Here is a 17,634-nt window from a genome sequence, read left to right on the forward strand (position 1 = left end):
GAGGAGTTTTTGTGTATTTTATTTACCACAACCGCATTTCCTGCCCCAACACAATAAGTCCTTCATAAGGATCCCCGTCAATGTTTAATACTTGAGCAAAAGCAGGTTCTGTTTTTAAACCGTTCTCTTTTAAGCGAATAATTTCTTCTCTTATATGTGGATGCTGCATTAATAGCATATGCTCTACTATCATATGTCTATATGCATTTTGGTTACGCACCGGCTTAGGCTGAGCAAATAATTCAAATTTAAAACCTTCAAATTCAAAATTTACTTTTATCGATTCAGTATTTTTAATTTTTTTCTTTTTTATTTTGAATCCTTCATAAGAGCCATATAAAGATCTCATTTCTTGTTCAAAAACATCAAAGTTATGTACTTCCATTACTATATCTAAGTCAGATTGAAGCGTATCAATTCTAATAGGTATAGTCCCGCAAAGAACGGGGCTATACAAAGCTAAATCCTCCATGATGTTTAGTTTATTCAAAACATCATATACCTTTTGTTGTTTGTCATTCCCTGATTGTAAATATGTAATAGATGTAAACATGGAAGTCTCTCCTTCATTTCACGTAATACGTGACTCACTAAATTCAAGAAAATTTGTCCGTTTAAATTTGTTCTAAGAGTACCTTTATTTCAATATATTAAGACGAACAAACGATGTTTTTCAACTTTTCTCCTATACTGCAATACTATAAAAATAAAAAAGGAGGAATTATTATGAGCATTTTTAACATTCTTTTAACCATCCACATATTATTTGGGACAATATGCTTAATTACCGGTATTGTAGCGATGGTTGCTCAAAAGAAGAAAGGAAAACATACGGAATGGGGCGAAATATATCATGCATCCTATGTTGTCATTACCCTCACGGCAATTATATTATCCATTATAAACTGGGATAAAATCGCATATTTATTTTATGTAGCAATTTTCTCTTATTCATTTGCGATTTATGGCTACCTTGCACGAAAAAAGCGTTGGAAAAATTGGCTTCACCACCATATTAGAGGTATGTTAGGCTCTTATATTGGTGCCGTTACCGCACTATTAGTAAACGTAGGTATTCATATCCCCATAATTAATTTATTGCCGCCTATATGGTTTTGGTTTTTACCTACATTAATCGGTATTCCTCTCGTAGCCAGTGTATCAAAAAAATATAAAAAGCGTAGTTAAAATCCATTACATTTTCGTTACTTTCTGATGATTATTATAAAAAATTATACTCAATGTAATATTTTATTTATAAATTCAAAATCGTATTGCTTTAAGTTAGTCATTTAGAGCTAAATAAAAAGAATCCAATAGTCTTGGATTCTTTTTCGGATTTCATTTCAATGTCGGCTCTATGTATTCAATGATATTACCATCTGGATGACGAACTATCATTTTTATACCTGTGGGTACTTGTATTGGTTCAGTAATCATTACGCCGTTATAGTTTAAGATTAGTTTTCTTACTTCATTGAGATCATCAATTACGATCGTTGCAGCAACATGATTCTTAATTGTTTCATTTAATTCTTCAATTAAAAGTAAATTTGTAAATCTAATCACATGCGTTCCATTCATTTGAAATTCATGTGGTGTTTCTTGTTCCAATAGTATTTTGTAAAATTCTAGATGAGTTTGTAAGTCTGAAACATAGAGGCGTGGAACAACAGCTAATATATTCATCCTACTTACACTCCTTTTTAGTTTAAATAGATTAATTTAATTATATATTACTCGAAAACCTCTATAAACTATTACGTTAAAAATAATATCTTTTAATTAAGACTTTAATAATGAATGTAAACGATCCGGATAATTCGTAAATATCCCGTCAACGCCCCATAAAAGTAACCTTTTCATATCTTGTTCATTATCTACAGTAAATGGATGGACTTCTAATCCATGCTTCTTTATTTTCTTTACATAAGCTGAATCAATATATTTATAGTTCATCCCAAGACCAATGCAATATGTTTTATACTTTTTTATCTCTAATTCAGTTAATTGAACTGCCTTCTTATAGGATAATAATTGCACCAGGGGGATATTAATATTTAAATTATGAATTTTTTGCAGACTTTCTTCACTAAATGATTGAATAATAACTTTATCCTGTATTTCATAGTGATTGATAATTTCTAATAACTTTTCTTCCATTCCTGGATATTCATCAGGTGATTTTGTTTCAATATAATAGTTCGCGTCATGCCCAAACACTTCAATTACTTCTTCGAGTGTTGGAACTTTAGCATTTTCATATTCTTTCTTTGCTAAATTTGGATGTTTTTCATTAAAAGAAGAATCTGCCTTTAATTGTTTTAATTCTTCTAATGTATGTTCCTTAACTAGCCCTGTACCGTTTGTAGTACGATTTAATGTTTCATCATGCATAGCTACTAAATATCCGTCTTTTGTCATTTGAAGATCTATTTCTATATAATCGCCTTTTAATTGTTGTCCCAATTTATACGCAGCAATTGTATGTTCCGGTGCATACGCCGAAGCCCCTCTATGTGCAATGTTTTTTATATAATTCGATTGATTAATAGCTTTTGTGTACTTAAGTTCATTTACTTTATGAAAAACAAAAGTACCTATTACTATAAATGTACAAATGATTGTAACGATATATATCTTTTTCATAATAATGTATTAACCCCTACATGAAAGCAATTTGGCTTGGATAATTTATTCAAATAAATGTCGATTTTCAAATACCGTCATTTGTCCAACAGATTGAAAACCAGCCTTTTTATAAATAGTAATCCCATCAGGTGAAGCTTGTAATACACATTGAGCAACGTTTAATTCCTTTGCTTCTTGCAGCAAGTAATGAAACATAGTAGAACCAAATCCTTTTCCTCTCATTTCTTCTTTCGTTGCTATATCATAAATACCAATACTATCTTGTGTACACACTAATGAACCAACCGATACGACTTCATCTTTATAAAACCCTAAGTATAGTTTCATATTTTCACTATTCCATAAATGGAAAGAAGCAGTTTGATTGTAGAATGCTTGTACATGTATACCTTCCTCGGATGTACCAAATAGACTAGCTAACGCTTCTCCAAACTTTTTAATTTGTCCTGACGAAGATGCTTTTTGTATCGTAAAACCTTCTGGCAAGTTTGTTGTTGGATGTATTGTATGTAAGTTTGCTACCATCGCGATATTTTGTTCTGCTTCTTTTAAGTCCAGTTTTATTAATTCGCTTTTTATAGTCTGCTCGTACCTATCATCCCAAAACCAAACACTCATTGGATATTTCTTTTGATTATAGTACGCTACCTCCTTATATAATTTCTCGATATCTTCCGTTACATTATTGTTTAGTAAAGTAATGATATTAAATGTATCTGCAGGTAAACCACAGTCGACAGCAATGTAATCCTTCGTTTCTTTTACATTCATTCCCTGTGCCTGCCGCGCAATATATGAAGTTTTATATGTAAAATTATCAATTAGTAACTGTTTAAAATTCATTCATTTTGCTCCTTTCATAAAATTTGTATTCGAATACTTCAGTATTAAATATAACATATAAGAAATGCACCTATTTCTATAAAAATATCTCTTTACATCACTCTTTGCGCCCTAAAAGAATAAAAAACGATATAACGTTGTCGGAATGAAAAAAGTGGTATATAATAAATATTAACATTACTAGTAATTATTTTAGGTATTCCTAGAATAAAGGAGCGATACATATGAAAATTACTATTTATTTCGGAAGTCATGAAGACCAAGATGTTCGTACTATGGACTGTCATTTAGATGTAGAAGATACAGAAGAGATTGTTTCTGTATCATAATATAAATTGTATGGATGAACCCTCTTCCCTACAGCGTTTAAGACACCTCTTACAGGTGTCTTTTTTGTTGTTTTTTCGTCAAAAACCCTTTACTTTAGAGCGTTTTAATAGTAAAATATAAATATACGAACAAACGTTCTTTTTTATTTTACTTGTACATGAAGGGATGATTTTTACAATGGCTCAAGCAAAGCGCAGAGGAAGAAAAAAGCAAACACCTATCATTTCAAATACAGGCTTTATCGGCTCTGTCTTTATTGATACATTGGAGTTACAAAAGAAATCCTATTATTTCGCCCGTAAAAAACTTCAAATTGTTCATCACGTATTAGATGGTCTATCTGGGGCAACAAGCTCTCTATTTAAAGAGCATAACATTTCAGCATACATGTCATGTGTATATTTACATAAACAAAAGAAAATCGGATTTGTTCTTTCAACGAAGCCTTTTGAACAAAGTGACGGTGTTGCTTACTTTATAAACTATTTAATCGAAAAGAATTTTTACGGTAACGAGGAAGTAGAATATCAAGAAGTATATAATACAGGTTTTATTGGTGTAGTATTCGCCGATTTATGTAGTATAGATCGTTTTAATTTCGAGTTTGAAATGGGTATGTTAACGAAATTAATGAAAGATATGATTATTCCGGTTAAAGAACTCTTTTTACGCCACAATGTACCGGCATACATTTCCACTTCTCATCTAGAGGAACAAAACAAATTAGGTTTCGTTCTATCTGTAAAACCATATGATGAACGTGCAGAAGCAGATTTATATTTTGAGGCGTATTTAAAAGAACGCGGGTTATTTATTGGTGATGAAGAAGACGATATTGATAAGATTGTTATTAGAAAAACAGCTGAATTACGATAGATAAGCGCAGGATGATGATCCTGCGCTATTTCGATATTATTTAATTACGTTCAACACTATACCCTTTTGAATGAATTTCTAAATTCAATTTATTTGAGTAAGCCTGATTTAAAATAAGAAATACGATTCCTCCTCCAATTGGAAGCGTGTAGGATGGAATATGATTTAATAATAGACCTGATAATGCCAGTGCTATCGGCTGCATCATTTTACCTAAACTTAATCCAATACTAAGCACTCTGCCCCTATATTCATCTGGAATCTCTCTTTGCATAAAATAAATTAAAGGGATATCGATTAATGCTATCATTAACCCTAAAAAGAACATAATGGCGCAGTACATGGTCACAAATACAATTTTATTCACTTCAATACTTTTGAATAGAACAGGTGCACCTGAAACTATCATAAAAATTGCCATCATAAAACTTGTTTTTTTCAATAGATAGGAATAAGAAAAACGATTCGTTATCTTTTTTACTATTATTGCACCAACTATCATACCTATTGGAAAAGTCCCTTGGATCAAACCAAATTGTTTAGAACTAATGTTGAGAACTGTATTCATAATGTATGGCAATGGAACAGTTACAGAAAATCCTAGAAAAAAATTAAGTGAAATTAAAATACGAAACGTATTTTTTAAGCTCTCCCGCTCCATTAAGTAAGAGTATCCCGCCTTTATATCTTTCATAAAATTAATTTCCCTTATTGAACATTCCTTATTTATGTATTGCTCGCACAATTTAAAGTTGATAAACAATATGGATATAGCCGAAAGGATAAATGAAATACCGTTAATGATTATAAAAGTGTTCATCTCAAAGACTGCAAAAACAATGCCCCCTAACATAGGCCCTAGAATTAAAGATATAGAATCGATAATTTTGCTTATAGAGTTAAGACTCATTAGTCTCTCTTTAGAGACGATATTTGGTTTTGCAGCCTCTAAACCTATTACAAAAAATGTTGTAAATACTGTCATCAGAAAGGTAGTAGTATAAATGATGAATAAGTTTAACCCATAATAGTTGCTTACTATATAAACAGTTATTAATAAGCATCCGCTTAGTACATCCATACAAACGACGAGTTTCTTTTTATCAACCTTATCAACAATTACACCGGCAAATGGATTCATAACAATCATTGGAATCGTTCCTAAAATAAGCGTAATCGCGAAATTTAAAGCAGATCCGGTTATTTGTAATACATACAATCCTAATGCAAAACTATAAATAGAGCTACCGAATATTGATACTGTTTTTGCAATTGAATATAAGCAAATATTTCTTAGTTCTTGATTGCTTTTTTTATGTTCTATATGTAATCGTAAACTTGCCATAACTTTTCCCCCTGCCTAATTTTGTGTTACGTACATTGTAAGTTCTTGGGTCAACCCAATTGCAATATGTACGATGTGAATAATTTTAAGGGGAAATAAATAAAAGATGGGGTTAACCCCATCTTTTTCCGAAAAATGAATATGTATAAATTTCTTCACCTTGAACAAAGAAATCCTCGTACTTTCCGCCTCGTTTCAAATAATTTGAAGTACTTTCATCAATGGATTGAAACTGTAAATTTTGGATTTCTTTCTTTATTTTTGAGAGTGTAAAATTTGCTCGAAAATTATTTGTAATTTGGCTATTTAAGCTGAAATTTTTAAATAAAATAAATAAACTTAATAAATAACAATTGGATTTAAAAAGTGGGTTTAATTCGTGAAGTAAAAAATCCGCATGTTCAAAACTATAATTGCTCGTACCAGAGTGATCAATTACAATATCTACTGACCGATTTTGAATAGGGATGTTCAAAAAATCCGCACAGATAAAGAGAATATTTCTTCTCGGATTTTTTCTCGCTAATACGTCTTTTAAAAATAAAAGTTTATTGAAATCTCTATCTACTGCGATGTATAGGCAATCTTCGGGTAGTTCTTCATAAATGCTCCTCAAAAAGAACCCAAGTCCTGATCCTATATCTAGTATTAATTTGTTATTTAAATCTAAATGTATTAGTTTCTTTTTCGCCCATTCCCCTTCTCTATGCATATTTTCCAAATATGCATTATCAGTTTCATGAATATAATCCGAAATAATATTTTCAAGTGACGTTTTCTCATTTGCTTTAAATAATTTACCAGCAGATATAATCCCGGAAGTAATAATGTATTCTTCTCCACAATTACAAATTAACTTTCCCTCAGTAATTTGATTGTTATTAATAATTCCATCTTGAAGAATTAGTTTTTGTCTACACTTAGAACATGTAAGTAAATGTAGTATACTTAAATCTATCCCTATAATTGAATTAGAAGTTTCATTTGTTACTAATAAATCATGTAACACTGCCTTTAATTTATCCCGTTTCTTCTCTAAAAGTTCTATTTCCTGTTCCATCTTGTCATATTTCATTTTAAATAAAGATTGGTAAAAGGTATCTTTTTCGTAATTCATAGATTTCGCTAAATGTTTATAAAAAAATAGTTCTTTAATTTCATTCAAACTAAATCCTAAATCTTTGTAATGTAAAATGAGTTCTAAATCTGTTTGACAATACTCATCAAAAAAATAGTGCCCTCCCTTTTTTTCAGGAATAATAAGACTGAGATCCATATAATGTCTAATCGTATCAATACTTATGTTATTTACTTCTCCAAACTTACCGATTTTCATAATATCCCTACCATTTAAATATTTTTTTATATAGATTTCTATTTTTACCTTTAAAAATCCTTTCTCTTTTTTATCAACATTATTTACGAAATGAACAAATGATATTATTTATATTGTTGTGCCTAATAATATAACATGCAACTTTTGGTTTTATGTATGTCAAATTATGAGTATCAAAAATATTAAACCTCAATAGATTTATTATTTTCTACTTAATGAAATGTACCTGTAAATGGACATTATAGCATTACTTTATTGAACTATTGGAGTAGGATTACTGTAGAAGATTACATAGGGGTAAAGTGATATGTTCTGTATTTTAGGTTGTATAATGTTCACATAACGTCTCATTATCGGTAGCAAGGAAAAAGGCGGAATCTTCAATTAGGATGATGATATAATTAAGTGGGAATATTGCCAGGTTTTAGTTTAGCGTTTATTTATGAAGGTTCCTATGAGTTTCAGTATAAAGTAAAATTTAAAGACAATGGATGGCCGATCGGTTTTGAAGGTGGGCCACTTTAATAATCATAGATAAATTTTCTTATCGGGGTCCCGCCACATGCCCATCAACTTAAGAATTTTATAACACCCCAAAACAAAAAATGTACATTTTCACATAAAGAAATCAACTTTCAAGTTTTGGGGGTATTTGTATTTCGTAGCTTGATAGCGATAGAGTAGCGTCAGGAAAATACCGATTTACAACGATAAGGGAATTCCAAATTAAAAAGCCCAACTTCTCTGCAAATCAAAATAGAGAAATTGAGCTTTTTAGTTATTTCATTTATTTATTGAATTCATTAACTGGAAGAAGTATTCAGGTTTATGAGTCTTATTTAGGTTATACCATGAATGTAATGCATCTAGGGTAAATACATCTATTTTTTTCAGTACCTCCCTTGCAAATTCCAGAGGAGCTATTCCTGAGGCAGTAACTAAATTCGCATCAGATACCGCAGGTCCCAACTCATAGAACTTTTCTCCTTTATAGTTAGGACATACCATTTTAGTATATTCTAAGTTATTACTTGTATGCTTTCTAGTATCCAAGTATCCCATATTCGCGAGGGCATCAGTTGCACCACAAATTGCAGCAACAATAGTGCCACGCTTTAAAGCTTGGTCAATTTTTTCCAAGATAGGTTGATGAATTTCTTCACTCCAAGTAGTCCCTCCTGGTAAAATTAAAAGATCTTTACTCTCAAGAGTACATTCATCAAGGGAAATATCTGGTTTTATCCTCAGTCCTCCCATAGTAGTTATCATTTCTTTATTAGCTCCTACTGTAATTACTTTTAAAGGTGCTAAATCTTTTTTGAAATATCTTCCTGAGTTTAGTTCAGCAATTAAATATCCATATTCCCAGTCTGACATTGTATTAAATACATATAGAAAAGCTTTTTTTGTTTGCATCCAATAACACTCCAATCTCAATTTATGTAGCTATTATAATATAACTTCCCTGACAGTTAACGTCAGGGAAGTTATCATACTTGGTGAAATTTTATTAATTCAGATAGAACTTCAATAATTCTATTCTTAAGACTTATTGGCTCAATAACTTTGATAGATTTATTGTACGGTAAAAGTAAATAAGGTACATATTTATGTATCATATCTTTGTCCAGAAGAAAAACTGCTTGATTTGAAGTCCGTTCTTGTAAATAATGTCCTAAAAACCAATGTTGGCAAATATCAGCCAATACACTTTTATCCCCATTAATAACCAAAGAAATAATACTTTCCTTTTCTTCTATAGTTGGAAGAAGACTTTTTATAAAAAAGTCACTTGCTGAAAAATTGTCTGGCCGGTTAAACTTCTTTTCGGTTTGTATTAAACTTTCAATTCGATCTACTCTAAAACTACGGATATCATTCCTAAGATGACAAAATCCAATTACATACCATTTATTATTCCAATAGATAATTCTGTATGGATCGACCAATCTATAATTTAATTGCTTTTCGCCACTTTTATGGTAAAGAATTTTTACTGAATACCCGTTAGCTACGGCCTGCTCCAACTCCTTCAAAAAAGTTTCTATAGAGAGTGAACTTAATCGACTTATTACTTCAAGACTAGTTAAATGTTGGTTTATCTTTGTTTCTTGCTCTTGATTTGAGTATTTACTTAGTTTTGAAATGGCCCTATTTAATGCTTCACCTCCATAATATCCGGCTTCTTCTGCAAAAACAGCAGCGTGAAATAGTGAAGTTTGCTCCTCAAAATCAAAAAAAAGAGGAGCCTCTACAAAATTGTTCAATAAAGTGTATCCACCGTTATGTCCTGGTTCTGAAATTATAGGTACGCCACTAGTTGAAATTGTATCAATATAACGATACACGGTCCTTATATTTATCTCTAACTTTTCTGAAATTTGTTTTGCAGTGATTTTTTCACCTGAACGAAGCATCCATAGAATTGCTAGCATATTGTCAATTTTAGGCATATAATTTCACCTCTATATGAAACTTATTTTCTATTATATATTTCCGATCTTTGGTATAACTCATCAACTGTTCCTTTCCGATAGCTTTCTATATAATAAGGCCTAGACACATTTGTAATTTCATAAGTTTTTTATTTACAGTCATATCTTCCTCTTTATAAAGCTTTACTGCATAATTCATTCCTGCATGATTTTTATGGTACTTCTTTGACCGACCTTTAAACTTTCTTTCGTTCAATTCCTTCGCGCTATCGCATACGGATAAGATCACGTTCTAATCGGTTTACACCCGCCATAACAGTAATTAAGAATTAGCTGTAGGGATTATCTTCTGATAAATCTAGCCATGTATTTTTTAAGGATATTAAATTTGCCTTTTTACTCCGTATGTTATCGATTAATTCAAATAAATCTTTTGTACTACGAGTAATTCAAGTTAAGTCCGTAACATAAATGATGTCACCTTCTTGTATACCATGTAACATTTTTGGGGGTTTCTTACAATCTTTCGTTTCTCTGGGGACTTTTCCTTCAAATTAATATCCATTCCGATTTCGTTCAGTTGCTGAAATGGCCTTGAAGAATTTCGGTTAATTGAACTGACACGTATAATAGTATAAATGGTACTACAAGCGTAACTAGTTTCTTTACTTTCATATTAACCTTTCCCCTTAAAACTAAAGAGATTTATACCTATGCATATAAAAAGATACATCTTTTATATAGTATTGGTTAAATTTGGATGAATATTATTTTATATTGAAAAAATAAATACGTCAAAATTATTTTAGGGAAATTATAAAAATCATATTATATATAGATTAGCAAGCTAATGAAAAAATGCCCTCCTAAAACCGAAAAACGTGTTTCTATCTGAGAATTTATAAAAAATGATGACGTTTTTATTTCTATTTGTATGTGTAATAAATTCCACCTATTTCCTTGAGAATTTTAAAGATTTTCATCCCAAATACCTTACTAGTTATTACTACAGATCTTGGTTTTGTACAAAAAATCGATAGAAACAAAGAAAAAGATATTATACCTGTTTATGTTTAGAGGAGTTAAAAAATCACTACACCTCTTCTCCTTCCTCTACGTGTAATATACAGGGATTTATAACTGGATATAGAACATAAAAAAGAGATGTTTATATTATTAATAAAATGATATACATAAGTGGAGGGTTAGAAAATGAAAGTTGCAATAGTCTGTTTCGATAACTTTACCGATATAGATGTTTTTCTACCATGGGATTTATTAAATCGTGTACGTTTAGTCGGTGGTATTTCCGATTGGGATGTCCAGCTTTTAGGGACGGAACAATCTCATATATCTATGTCTGGCTTGCGTATTCCCATGACAGGAAGCATATCTGATATCCCTTTTGCCGACGCTGTAATATTTGCGAGTGGTAAAGGTGTAAAGGATTTATATAAAAATCAACAATATAATTAATAGCATTTATGTAGATCCTCAAAGACAATTAATAGGATCTATGTGTTCTGGTTCACTACTTTTAGGAGCTAAAAAATTACTAACTGGTAAAAAAGTTACTACATATCCCTCCGCAGTAGAACAGCTAAAAGAATTTGATGTAGACGTTATTGAGCAAAGTTTCATAAACGAAGGAAATATCTCGACTGCTGCGGGCTGTTTTGCTGCTCAAGAACTATAAGCTTGGATTATAAGGACCCTACTTAATGAGGAAATGGTTGATATTGTACTAGAAACTGTTCAGCCAGTAGGAAAAGGTTTATATTTTTAATCTCAAATCAAGTCAAGAAATTGTGGTTGCTCTCCAAAAATGATAAAATAAGATTTTTGTTTCGAGTTAACACAAATTTCGTTCTAGAGTGCTATAAAACTTCAACTTGATGGTGGCGTGGTATGCACCATTTATAAATAAAAAAACCCGCGTATCATTCACGGGTTTTCTTCTTAATAACTAATTGCTATTGTACCTTCACCTGCATGTACCGCAAATGAAATTGGTAATGGATATAATTTGAAATCCATTTCAGGGAATGCTTGTCTAATATCTGAAATCCATTCTTCAGCTCCATCTTTATCGTTAGCATGGAACATGTGAAGTACTTTTGGCAATTCTTTTTCAAGTTCATTTTTAATGTATTCTCGACATTTTTGGATTTTACGAACTTTCTTTTCAAGTAAAAGCTCTCCGCCTTTTACTTCTAATATTAAGTTGACACTTAATAAACTTCCAAGTAAAAATTGAACTCCCTTTACACGTCCACTTGCATAAAGGCCTTTTAAACTTTTCGGGAATACGTGGAAAGGTCTTCTTTTTTCATCCACTAATGTTTTGTGTATATCTTGTAAAGTCATACCATCATTGTATAACGATTTTGCTTTTCTAATTAGTTCGTCCATTGGATAACTTGTTGTTTCACTATCTAATACCGTTAATGGGAAACCTGCCATTTCTGCAGCTAACTTCATATTTTGATAGGTTCCACTTACTTTTCCGCTAATAGCAACTGCAAATCCTTCTTCATATTCTTCTTTGCATTTCGAAAATAACTCTACCATTTCCCCTATGTTAGGTTGTGATGTAGTGACAGTTTTACCTTCGTTTAAAGCATTATAAACGCGCTCACGCACACCTTCTTCACAATCTTTGTACGACACACCATCAATAATAACTTCAATTGGGATAACAAAGTTATCTCCTTCTGTTGTAAAACTCGCAGTTGTACTATCAGTAATCCAAGCAACACGCCTCATGTTGTTCCTCCCTTAATTCAATTCCTCTTTTCTAATTTTTCTATATATTTATGTTATGAAAAGAGAATATCCCTGTAATAGTAACAGGACTTTATTGTTTTGGCTATAGTAGATAGATGATAAATGTGAATATTTCTTGTCTTTTTCACAAATTAAAAAGAAAATCAAGAAATTTGCTTGATTTTCCTTTTATCTTACGTTATTTAAAAGTTTCATTATCTAAAATCACAACATAATCATTTGTTAATCGTCCGGCTTCTTTCGTATAACTAACAAGTCTTTGTACATTATCGCAGCTAAGTTTTGCACCCCATACGAGTAATGGTACACCGATAAAGTCGATGTGAAACCTTCTAGAAAACAGACCGCCAAAAGTCATTGGTAAAGGTACTGTTGGTGATGTATTAGAAAAAATAATCTTTTCATGACTTTGATAATGTTTTTGCAGAATCTCTCCTAAATGCTTCATCGCAGGTACAACGATTTTTGATGCGCCGCATCCAATCGTATAAACCGGGTTACCATTTTCATCTACTCCATGAAAAATAATTTTCCCCATATCTTCAGTTTTCAATTTATTAAAGTAATCCACATTTAATATTTCTTCTTTTGTTAGCTTACGATCCGTTGGTAATTTATTTAAATGATAAGCTGCTGCAAGTGCAGTTGAATGCGTTCCGCCGAAATCCGTGTAAATGAATATCATATGATCATCCCTTGTTATAAAAGTTCAATGTTATTTAGTATTACCGTTCACAGCATTGATAAACAAGGGATGAATGTATTTATACTTTTTTTATTAATGTATTATTCATTTCCAATTATACTATTGTCTATTTATTATGTTACACCATGTAATAGCCATAAGCTTATTTATAAAAGTAAAAAGACGTACTTTTGACTCGTACGTCTTTTATCATCTTTATTCAAAATAAATGTATACTTTAAGACGTATGAATTGTTAGTTATCAATAGTTTCTATTCTTCTAGAATCCGTCTCATTAAATACTTGAATGTTAAATTTAGCAGCTAGCATTATAGTGATTTTATAAATAAAGTATCCAAGAATACAACCTATAACGTTACAGATTACATCATCAATATCAGTAACTCGTCCCACTCCACTAAATAAAGACTGAATTAATTGTAGCAATTCAATACTAGTTGATATAGAAAATCCTAATAAAATTGTATTTTTGAATTTTTTATATTTATCCCATAGGATTGGTGCTAAAAATCCTAAAGGCATTAATAATAAAATATTTCCGCCTACATTTCTTATAATTAGACCAATCATAAATAGGGCATCTCCATCATAAGCACTACCAATTTGATTGATGTCTTTAATAATTGATGCAAATGGTATTATATTGACCGAGCGATTCAGATTTTCAATATTAGAAGGAAAACCGATTGGTAAAGGGAATAAAGTTACTGCAACAACCATACAAATGTAGACCAAGAATAAAAAACTTATTATTTCTTTCCACCAAATCAAATGTTTTTTATTTTTGATACCAATTAATATTCCACGTACAATTAAATAACAAATAACCCCTAAAATAATAAACAAGCTACCGTTGATCATATACAAATTGTTAACACATCCTTTCATATGAATTAATAATTAAAATTTATAACTATATAGTAATGTTTTTTTAATTTAAAAATCCAGATATCCATATGTACTCGTGCAGAATTAGAAAACCCTTTATTTAGTAAATAAAGGGTTTCTCGTTAACTAAAATACTTTTCAAAACAAAAACAATCATGCACTCGTTTAAATTGTTTTCTTATGTCTTCTTTATTTTCACCTGTATAATGAGCAAATGTTTGAACTGGATATAACTGATCTATATTACTTTTCATTACACCTTTTATCTCGTCTGTATGATCGCTATATACGTGTAAATAGGAATCTACTTTTACAAATCCGTTCTTTTCATACCATCCATGTACCCATAGATTGTCCCTAGTCCATGCTTCTAGGCGATTTAGGTTACGTTCATTCGCTAACTTCTCCGCTTCTTTTAATAGCTGATTACCAATTTTCATTCTACGGAAATCCGGATGAACTGCAATATGCCAAATCATGCCACCAAGACCAGTTCCTCTTGAACAAACTGTACGTTCTTCTAATTCATATTCAATATCTATTAAACCCACAATTTGATTTTCACATACTGCTACTAATTCAATTGCAGGATTTTCATATTTTTCTTTCTCTCTAAATACGTTATCGTAATATGCTGTATCTAAAAAAGATAACACACGGCAACGTACCCAACCGGTTTCATCAGATTTTTTATATGCTCTAATCTTAATATCCATGTAATCTAAAAGCTCCCTCTATATTTTTATTAATTTTTCAACTCCTACTTCGTTGCTTTAGACATATAATCAATTGAATAATCTAAATCTAGATATAATAATTTTCTGGACTATATCCTTTGCATTAATCATATTTGTCATCGTCATATGCAGAAGAGATTCTTCCACCTAATTATTATTCAATATATAGATGGAAGAATCCTCTAGTGATGTATACTAATTGAAAAATGGAAGAAAAAATTATTTGGAATCTACTGATTCAGCATGATATACCTTGGATTTTGAAGGTAATAAAGTAAACACACACAATATAATAGTTATAAGTAACATTACCAATGATCCTACAATAACTACAAGTTGTATAGAAATAAATTGAGTTGCAACTCCGAATAGAATCGTAATCAAAATGGTTATGCCGGCAATTACTAGTCCATATATACTTCCAATCCGTCCCATTATGTGAACGGGAACGTTGTTTTGATAAAAGGTATAATATCCTGTATTTGCATATGCCATAGAGAAAGATAAAATAAAGAATCCGATAGCAGCTATTAAAAACTCATTTGAAAAAGCGTAAATGATATAACCGATTGCGATGAAAAATGATCCTATTCCAATTAAAAATGAAGGTGTTAATTTTTTTGATAAAATTGTATTTGTTATTGCTCCTAAAATAAATCCGGCTCCAGCAATACTAACTAAAAAACCATATTCACTATCTGTTAACAATAAAACTTCTTTCGCAAATGACAATTCAAGTGAATCATTTGCGGCAGCTAACACCATCATCCCTTGAAATAAGAAGTACACGAAAAAGATATACAAAGACTTTTTACTGAAATTTAAAACGATGGTCCAATCTTTTTTTAGTACAGCTAAAGACAACCTGTCATTTGATGTATGAATATCAGGTTTTTTATCAAGATTAGGTAATAGCAATGTAATTATTCCTGATAAGAGAAACGCTATAGCATTTATATATATTGCAACCTCTGATGTACTTGCTATTAACAATGCTCCCGCTATCGATGGTCCAATTACAGAGGCACCAGACCCTATTAAACTACGCAATGAGTTGAAACGTTGTCTTTGTTCAACTGGTATTAATTTCGTCATATACGTCATCGCAGTTGGCTCATAAATTGCATTGGCCATACTAATAAAGAATACGAATACATAAACGATCCAAAGTGATGGAAGTAATGGTAAAATAGCGATACATACCGCGCGATATATATCGAGGTAAATCATTAATTTCCGTTTATTTAAACGATCAATCATACTTCCTGACCAAGCGTTTGTAAATAGAGCAGCCAATGGTTGAATTACATATAAAGTAGCAACAGCTAAGGCTGAGCCACCCATATGATAGACAAGTACATTCAGTGCTATTAAGTAAATCCATGCCCCTAAATTTGCAATACCAACTCCGGACAGTAGTAATAAAGGATATTTCCAATCGTTAAGTAAGTTTTTCATTTTAGGCCCCCGCTTTCCAAAGTGTTTTAAACCAATAAAAAAATCCCACCCCCAAGACTTTTAGTCTTAGGGACGAGATTTATCATCGCGGTGCCACCCTAGTTTGTTAATATGTCACCATATTAACCTTATCTGGTACTGCATTTTCATTCATGCTTATACCATAGCTCTATAACGGGAGCTCCCGTCACACCACCCCCTAATTATAGGTTCCGATGCGCTGCTCAGAGGCTTGGTTCAATAAAGAATTTTTACTCCTTTTCAGCTAAATGGAGCTCTCTGTGAAAAATTCATTTTATTTACTCTTCTCTTCACTGCATTTGATTTTTTCCATATTATCACATTTGTATTTAACTGTAAATAAAAAATAATCAGATATTTATAGTTGGGTCATTTTTGCTTTTCGACCAATTCGGCATATGAAACGCATTAGCTTTTTATGAAGATAAGGAAATAAGGTAAAGAATACGTCCATTGTTTTTTTAAACCGCATTGGACATATAACTAATTTATTTTTATGAATAGCTTTCAGTGCAATTTCAGCAAACTTGTCTGCTGAAATCGGCTTATTTGTTTTTAGTTGTTTTATAATTTGGCCCTTATTCATATTAATTGCAATTGATTTTTCAAATATGGGTGTATCTACAAAAGTTGGACAAAGTACACTTACATTTACACCGTATTCTTCTGCCTCATAATGTAATGACGTTGTTAAACCGACGATAGCATGTTTTGTTGTTGCGTACGCGGTACAAAGTGGAGCAGGTCCTAAGCCGGTTGCAGACGCAGTATTAATGATATGACCAAATCCTTGTTTTTTCATGAATTGATAAGCTAATTGTGTTCCGTAAATTACTCCTAATAAGTTTATTTCAATAATATGCTTCCAATGATCCAAAGACATATCAGATACTTCTCCATACATGGCAATTCCAGCATTATTAAACATATAATCAATTCTACCAAACTCATTGACTATTTTTATAATAAGTTCCTCTACGGATTCAGCGTTAGTAACATCTAAATATTCAAACCTAGCTAGTTGATTATTATTTTTTATATTATTCACAAGCTCTTGACCACTTGTTTCATTAATATCTGCGATAATTACAAATATATCTTTATTTGCTAATTGAATAGATAAAGCTTTACCGATACCAGAAGCTCCGCCAGTTACAATTGCGACTCTTTGTTCATCCATATAAAAAACCTCCTGTTGTTAATACATATAATGAAAACGG

General features: G+C 31.2%; 16 protein-coding genes, 2 pseudogenes and 1 other annotated feature. Of the genes and pseudogenes, 3 read left to right on the forward strand and 15 right to left on the reverse strand.

Annotated elements, in window-relative coordinates:
• Positions 1–22: 22 nt before the first annotated feature.
• Entirely contained in the window at positions 23–553 is a 531-nt protein-coding gene (locus tag ACTFNE_RS06880; protein WP_000495181.1) for a DUF4269 domain-containing protein, read from the reverse strand.
• A 173-nt stretch (positions 554–726) separates the two neighbouring features.
• On the opposite strand from ACTFNE_RS06880, the gene ACTFNE_RS06885 reads away from it, so the two are divergent.
• Entirely contained in the window at positions 727–1,188 is a 462-nt protein-coding gene (locus ACTFNE_RS06885; RefSeq protein ID WP_000021744.1) for a DUF2306 domain-containing protein, read from the forward strand.
• 153 nt (positions 1,189–1,341) lie between these two features.
• On the opposite strand, the gene ACTFNE_RS06890 is transcribed toward ACTFNE_RS06885, so the two are convergent.
• The 3 genes from ACTFNE_RS06890 to ACTFNE_RS06900 all read right to left on the reverse strand — a co-directional run bounded on the left by ACTFNE_RS06890 (position 1,342) and on the right by ACTFNE_RS06900 (position 3,495).
• A complete protein-coding gene (locus ACTFNE_RS06890; RefSeq protein ID WP_232965649.1) occupies positions 1,342–1,569 on the reverse strand; it encodes a VOC family protein in 228 nt (75 codons plus the stop codon).
• Positions 1,570–1,785: 216 nt separating this feature from the next.
• Positions 1,786–2,649: a glycerophosphodiester phosphodiesterase gene (locus tag ACTFNE_RS06895; RefSeq protein ID WP_000725537.1), complete on the reverse strand. Its 864-nt coding sequence runs from the start codon at positions 2,647–2,649 to the stop codon at positions 1,786–1,788.
• Positions 2,650–2,694: 45 nt separating this feature from the next.
• Positions 2,695–3,495: a GNAT family N-acetyltransferase gene (locus ACTFNE_RS06900; protein ID WP_270704813.1), complete on the reverse strand. Its 801-nt coding sequence runs from the start codon at positions 3,493–3,495 to the stop codon at positions 2,695–2,697.
• A 507-nt stretch (positions 3,496–4,002) separates the two neighbouring features.
• Between ACTFNE_RS06900 and ACTFNE_RS06905 the strand changes: the two genes are divergently transcribed.
• Positions 4,003–4,701, forward strand: a complete 699-nt coding sequence (locus ACTFNE_RS06905; RefSeq protein WP_000035797.1) for a hypothetical protein — start codon at positions 4,003–4,005, stop codon at positions 4,699–4,701.
• A 40-nt stretch (positions 4,702–4,741) separates the two neighbouring features.
• Here the strand turns inward: ACTFNE_RS06905 and ACTFNE_RS06910 are convergent, their stop codons facing one another.
• The 5 genes and pseudogenes from ACTFNE_RS06910 to ACTFNE_RS06930 form a co-directional block, all read right to left on the reverse strand.
• Positions 4,742–6,046, reverse strand: coding sequence for an MFS transporter (locus ACTFNE_RS06910; RefSeq protein ID WP_270704812.1), 1,305 nt, complete (start codon positions 6,044–6,046; stop codon positions 4,742–4,744).
• 112 nt (positions 6,047–6,158) lie between these two features.
• Positions 6,159–7,382, reverse strand: a complete 1,224-nt coding sequence (locus ACTFNE_RS06915) for a methyltransferase domain-containing protein (protein WP_046199151.1) — start codon at positions 7,380–7,382, stop codon at positions 6,159–6,161.
• Between the two features lie 783 nt (positions 7,383–8,165).
• Positions 8,166–8,798: a type 1 glutamine amidotransferase family protein gene (locus tag ACTFNE_RS06920; protein WP_046199152.1), complete on the reverse strand. Its 633-nt coding sequence runs from the start codon at positions 8,796–8,798 to the stop codon at positions 8,166–8,168.
• Positions 8,799–8,872: 74 nt separating this feature from the next.
• A complete protein-coding gene (locus tag ACTFNE_RS06925) occupies positions 8,873–9,835 on the reverse strand; it encodes a helix-turn-helix transcriptional regulator (protein WP_046199153.1) in 963 nt (320 codons plus the stop codon).
• A gap of 63 nt (positions 9,836–9,898) precedes the next feature.
• Positions 9,899–10,430, reverse strand: a pseudogene (locus ACTFNE_RS06930) (recombinase family protein).
• A 599-nt stretch (positions 10,431–11,029) separates the two neighbouring features.
• Here ACTFNE_RS06930 and ACTFNE_RS06935 point away from each other — a divergent pair.
• Positions 11,030–11,603, forward strand: a pseudogene (locus ACTFNE_RS06935) (DJ-1/PfpI family protein).
• 173 nt (positions 11,604–11,776) lie between these two features.
• On the opposite strand, the gene ACTFNE_RS06940 reads toward ACTFNE_RS06935, so the two are convergent.
• From ACTFNE_RS06940 to ACTFNE_RS06965, 6 genes are all read right to left on the reverse strand, one after another.
• A complete protein-coding gene (locus ACTFNE_RS06940; RefSeq protein WP_001255099.1) occupies positions 11,777–12,583 on the reverse strand; it encodes a DegV family protein in 807 nt (268 codons plus the stop codon).
• A 199-nt stretch (positions 12,584–12,782) separates the two neighbouring features.
• Positions 12,783–13,289, reverse strand: coding sequence for a DUF3189 family protein (locus ACTFNE_RS06945; protein ID WP_000576329.1), 507 nt, complete (start codon positions 13,287–13,289; stop codon positions 12,783–12,785).
• 255 nt (positions 13,290–13,544) lie between these two features.
• Positions 13,545–14,177: a VanZ family protein gene (locus ACTFNE_RS06950; protein ID WP_046199154.1), complete on the reverse strand. Its 633-nt coding sequence runs from the start codon at positions 14,175–14,177 to the stop codon at positions 13,545–13,547.
• Between the two features lie 143 nt (positions 14,178–14,320).
• Entirely contained in the window at positions 14,321–14,914 is a 594-nt protein-coding gene (locus tag ACTFNE_RS06955; protein WP_270704810.1) for a GNAT family N-acetyltransferase, read from the reverse strand.
• Between the two features lie 240 nt (positions 14,915–15,154).
• Positions 15,155–16,393: an MFS transporter gene (locus ACTFNE_RS06960; RefSeq protein ID WP_270704809.1), complete on the reverse strand. Its 1,239-nt coding sequence runs from the start codon at positions 16,391–16,393 to the stop codon at positions 15,155–15,157.
• 65 nt (positions 16,394–16,458) lie between these two features.
• Positions 16,459–16,717 (reverse strand) — a binding site (T-box leader).
• Positions 16,718–16,772: 55 nt separating this feature from the next.
• Complete coding sequence (locus tag ACTFNE_RS06965; protein WP_270704808.1) at positions 16,773–17,594, reverse strand: SDR family NAD(P)-dependent oxidoreductase; 822 nt, start codon at positions 17,592–17,594, stop codon at positions 16,773–16,775.
• Positions 17,595–17,634: the final 40 nt, after the last annotated feature.

Source organism: Bacillus cereus group sp. MYBKT111-2 (assembly GCF_051915205.1).
In the GTDB taxonomy this organism is placed as follows: domain Bacteria; phylum Bacillota; class Bacilli; order Bacillales; family Bacillaceae_G; genus Bacillus_A; species Bacillus_A paranthracis.

Coding starts and splice junctions, on each gene's coding strand:
- ACTFNE_RS06900 (WP_270704813.1), bottom strand. CDS start 3,495: ATGAATTTTAAACAGTTACTAATTGATAATTTTACATATAAAACTTCA.
- ACTFNE_RS06925 (WP_046199153.1), bottom strand. CDS start 9,835: ATGCCTAAAATTGACAATATGCTAGCAATTCTATGGATGCTTCGTTCA.
- ACTFNE_RS06895 (WP_000725537.1), bottom strand. CDS start 2,649: ATGAAAAAGATATATATCGTTACAATCATTTGTACATTTATAGTAATA.
- ACTFNE_RS06965 (WP_270704808.1), bottom strand. CDS start 17,594: ATGGATGAACAAAGAGTCGCAATTGTAACTGGCGGAGCTTCTGGTATC.
- ACTFNE_RS06910 (WP_270704812.1), bottom strand. CDS start 6,046: ATGGCAAGTTTACGATTACATATAGAACATAAAAAAAGCAATCAAGAA.
- ACTFNE_RS06945 (WP_000576329.1), bottom strand. CDS start 13,289: ATGATATTCATTTACACGGATTTCGGCGGAACGCATTCAACTGCACTT.
- ACTFNE_RS06905 (WP_000035797.1), top strand. CDS start 4,003: ATGGCTCAAGCAAAGCGCAGAGGAAGAAAAAAGCAAACACCTATCATT.
- ACTFNE_RS06880 (WP_000495181.1), bottom strand. CDS start 553: ATGTTTACATCTATTACATATTTACAATCAGGGAATGACAAACAACAA.
- ACTFNE_RS06960 (WP_270704809.1), bottom strand. CDS start 16,393: ATGAAAAACTTACTTAACGATTGGAAATATCCTTTATTACTACTGTCC.
- ACTFNE_RS06915 (WP_046199151.1), bottom strand. CDS start 7,382: ATGAAAATCGGTAAGTTTGGAGAAGTAAATAACATAAGTATTGATACG.
- ACTFNE_RS06920 (WP_046199152.1), bottom strand. CDS start 8,798: ATGCAAACAAAAAAAGCTTTTCTATATGTATTTAATACAATGTCAGAC.
- ACTFNE_RS06940 (WP_001255099.1), bottom strand. CDS start 12,583: ATGAGGCGTGTTGCTTGGATTACTGATAGTACAACTGCGAGTTTTACA.
- ACTFNE_RS06955 (WP_270704810.1), bottom strand. CDS start 14,914: ATGGATATTAAGATTAGAGCATATAAAAAATCTGATGAAACCGGTTGG.
- ACTFNE_RS06885 (WP_000021744.1), top strand. CDS start 727: ATGAGCATTTTTAACATTCTTTTAACCATCCACATATTATTTGGGACA.